Genomic DNA, 3,908 nt, shown 5'->3' with positions numbered 1-3,908 from the left:
AATTTAGACCAGTTCCACCTTGATATATAATGTATCTGTTTTATTTAGGATTGACTATATCAAGAAAAACAGTACTAAGATAAGTAAAAGCTAATATAACCAAAAATAATGGCAATAATAACTAAGGATATTTTATGAGTAATGCATCAACCAGTGACACACAAAACGATAAATATGTACCGCCTAAAGTTTGGACACAAGACAAAGACAACGGCGGTAAGTTCGCAAGCATCAATCGCCCAACCTCTGGCGCTCGTTATGATAAAGAGCTACCAGTAGGCGATGCTCCGCTACAGCTATACTCACTGAACACACCCAATGGTGTTAAAGTTAATATCTTATTAGAAGAGCTGGCAGAGCTTGGTATTAGCGGTGCTGAGTACGATGCTTATAAAATTGATATCTCGCAAGGTGAACAGTTTGGCTCAGGGTTTGTAGCGATTAACCCTAACTCTAAAATTCCAGCGTTGGTCGATCATTCTGCTGGTACCGCTGGCGAGCCGATTGCTCTTTTTGAGTCGGGCGCTATCTTGATGTATCTGGCAGAAAAATTTGATAGATTCCTACCTTTATCGCTAGGAAAAGCGAGAGCGGATTGTCTGTCGTGGATCATGTGGCAAATGGGTAGTGCGCCTTTTTTAGGTGGCGGCTTCGGACATTTCTATGCCTATGCACCAGAGCCGTTAGAATATCCAATTAATCGTTATACCATGGAGACTAAACGTCAGCTTGATGTATTAGATACCCATCTAAAAGACAGTGAGTATTTATGCGGTAATGATGAGGCTGATTATAATATTGCCGATATGATTATTTGGGCATGGTATGGACAGTTGGTACTCGGTAAGCTATATGATGCGGCAGAGTTTTTGCAAGTACAAGACTACAAACACATACAGCGCTGGGCGAAAAAAATTGCTGAGAGACCTGCCGTCAAGCGTGCTGTGGAGCTAGAACTAAAGCCAATCGATTAGTTATTAGCACGAGCATCATTTAATTATTTTCAATGACAGTTAGGCCGGTAAGTTTAAGTTACGCACTTATCGGCCTATTTTTATTATATTTAAAATAATAAATATAAAATTGATGACCACTTTCTTTTGTGTTTACATAATGGTACATTAGCATAACAGATAGAAACATTAATGCGTTAAGATAACCGCTTATCACCGTGACAGACAGGTATTTATACTTATTTGATTGATGAGTAATGGATTATGAAACACAATAATAAAATGCGCTTACCTATGCTTGCAGCAGTTAGTATGGCTTTGTTTGGTACAGCGAGTATGGTGAACGCCAAAACTGAGTTTACCAGCCAAGATTGGCAGGTAGTCTGTGATAATACCCGTACTTGCCGGATAGCAGGCTATCAAGCAGAAAATAATAGTGAATTTCCTGTCTCTGTCTTATTGACCCGCCGTGCAGGGGCAAACGCCGCTGTAGATGGCAAAGTCAAGCTTGGTGGTACCAAAGACAGCTCCTCTAAAGCCTTAATGCAATTAGGTAACCGTCACCGGATATCACTATTTATTAACGATCAAAATTATGGTGAAACCAAACCATATTCTGCAGCCGCAGGCAGTGCTGAGCTAACCCAAGCGCAAGTTACCGCCTTAGTTAGCGCCCTTCAGCGATCAAGCAAAATCACATTCGCATTACGTAACTCGCGCTGGCAACTCTCAGACAGAGGAGCTAGTGCGGTCATGTTAAGGGCCGATGATGTCCAAGGACGCGTGGGTACGCCAAGTGCGATGATGAACCATGATAATGCGACCAAATCTAATAGTAATGTCTTACCCCCTAAAGCAGTACCTGTACTACGTTTTGTAGAGCCTAGTGGCAAGTCTGCTGCTAGCGATAAAAAGTTTGTCATGAGATCCTCTCAATTGGCCTCATTGATGAAAGGAACGATGAAAGATGCCGATGCTGACTGCCCAAATCTATCAGACAAGTCACCTTGGCGTGTCAGTCGCCTAAATGATTCACAGCTGCTCGCACAGCATGATTGTTGGACAGCTGCTTACAATGCGGGTAGTGGGGTGTGGGTGATCAATGATAGCAAACCTTACAAGCCGACATTGGTCACGACTAGCGCCACCAATTACGACAAAGGTAAGCTTAGCTCAGTACAAAAAGGTCGCGGTATTGGCGACTGTATGAGTCAAGTCGATTGGGTGTGGACGGGCCGCGCGTTTGAGAAAAGCCATGAAAGCACCACTGGACTGTGCCGTCTTATCGAAGCGGGCGGGGCATGGCAGCTGCCGACTTATGTCACGGATGTTAAAGTAGTCAAATAATCACCGATTTTTTGTTGAATGAGACGTTTAGCATGCTCAATAGAGGACTTATTCGGGCTATTTACTTAGTAATTGAATAAATGGCTACACATAATTTTTTATTGTGCTATACTGCGTCGCCACGCAAGCTTAGGCTTTCGTGAATTATGAGATTGATAACATCGCCTGCGATTTTGGGTCTAGGATGACCATAAGTAATTGTTGCCGATGATTTTGTGTACTTAAATAACGTCTTAAACATATCAGTTATTTTTGACTCATATCTTATCTACTGACCTATATAGGGTCTAGATTGGTTGCTGTTTGCGATTATCTGCTTTGGACAAAGCATTGATAATGCGCGTATATCAAGCATGGATAAGACACTCGGCACTACCACCAAAATACGTCAGACAGCACGAACGCATTTATTATAAAGACGCTAAGCTCTAATGGCTTGGTTTCTGATTATCGACACTTTTATGTTGCTCGGTAACCTTTAATAAAAGCAGCGTAATGAACGGTTATCAGTGGTATGCATCAAGTTTGCTGAATTTACAGCAGCTTATACTTACCAAGGATTCCTATGACTGACATCTTATCTGCAATTGCCGCTGAAAACGGTATCATCGAAAGCAACGACACTACTGCAAACACTGACGCCTCTAACAATGACGCTACTGCTCAAGCAGCAACAGATGCGGCCTCAGAAGACAAAACAACCTTTAGCGATCTTAATATTGCCAAGCCGATTTTGACCGCGCTTGATCGTATCGGTTATACCAATCCAACCCCTATCCAAGAACAAGCCATTCCGTTTGCACTAGCCGGCCGTGACCTTTTATTGTCAGCGCAAACAGGTAGTGGTAAAACAGCAGCATTCGTAATCCCAGTACTCGATCGCTTAAGCCGTGCCACCAGCTTTGATAAACTGACCAAAGCACTTATCCTAACGCCAACGCGCGAGCTTGCTCAGCAGGTGCATGACAGCGTACGCACGTATTCAAAAGACATGCGCGGTTTGTTCTGCGTGCCCTTGGTCGGCGGCGCGCCTTACAACGGTCAAATCACCGCCTTACGTAAAGGTGTACAGGTCATCGTCGCCACGCCTGGTCGTTTGCTTGACCATATAAAAGCAGGCCGTGTGGATTTATCAAACCTTGAAGTGTTGGTACTAGATGAAGCGGACCGTATGCTAGACATGGGTTTTGCTGATGACATCAGTGATATCTTAAGCGCCGCGCCAATCGATCGTCAGACGATCATGTGTTCAGCAACTTGGGATGGCCCAGTCGGTAAAATCGCTGCCAGCTTCACTAAGAACCCTGAGCGCGTATCAATCAAAGTAGAATCTGCACACATCGAAGAAAAAGTGTACTACTGTGATGATTTTGATCACAAAAACCGCTTGCTTGACAAAATCGTTTGCCAACAAGAGATGGATCAAATCATTATCTTTGCTGCAACCAAACGTAGCACTGAAAAATTGGCAAAACAACTACAAGAAGCGGGTCATAAAGCAAGCTTCCTACATGGTGACCTGCCACAGAGCAAGCGTAACCGCATCGTTCAAGATTTGCGTAATGGTAAGGTAAAAATCTTAGTAGCGACTGACGTTGCTGCCCGTGG

Annotated in this window: 3 protein-coding genes; all 3 read left to right on the top strand. The window is 43.6% G+C overall.

Translation table 11 applies throughout. From position 1 onward, the window contains the following. Positions 1-134 precede the first annotated feature (134 nt). A complete protein-coding gene (yghU, locus tag B3V51_RS09735) occupies positions 135-974 on the top strand; it encodes a glutathione-dependent disulfide-bond oxidoreductase (RefSeq protein WP_286708326.1) in 840 nt (279 codons plus the stop codon). Positions 975-1,217: 243 nt separating this feature from the next. Then, positions 1,218-2,300, top strand: a complete 1,083-nt coding sequence (locus B3V51_RS09730) for a DUF1176 domain-containing protein (protein ID WP_286708325.1) — start codon at positions 1,218-1,220, stop codon at positions 2,298-2,300. A 565-nt stretch (positions 2,301-2,865) separates the two neighbouring features. After that, a partial coding sequence (locus B3V51_RS09725) for a DEAD/DEAH box helicase (protein WP_286708324.1) occupies positions 2,866-3,908 on the top strand: 1,043 nt, incomplete at its 3' end.

This window comes from Psychrobacter sp. UBA2514, from assembly GCF_002341255.1.
Taxonomy (GTDB): Bacteria; Pseudomonadota; Gammaproteobacteria; order Pseudomonadales; family Moraxellaceae; genus Psychrobacter; species Psychrobacter pacificensis.
Note: the sequence above shows the minus strand (reverse complement) of the source record. Positions and strands in the feature narration are given on the sequence as shown.

Bases quoted from the DNA above. Each gene is read 5' to 3' on its own strand.
- yghU (WP_286708326.1), top strand. From the start codon at position 135: ATGAGTAATGCATCAACCAGTGACACACAAAACGATAAATATGTACCG.
- B3V51_RS09730 (WP_286708325.1), top strand. From the start codon at position 1,218: ATGAAACACAATAATAAAATGCGCTTACCTATGCTTGCAGCAGTTAGT.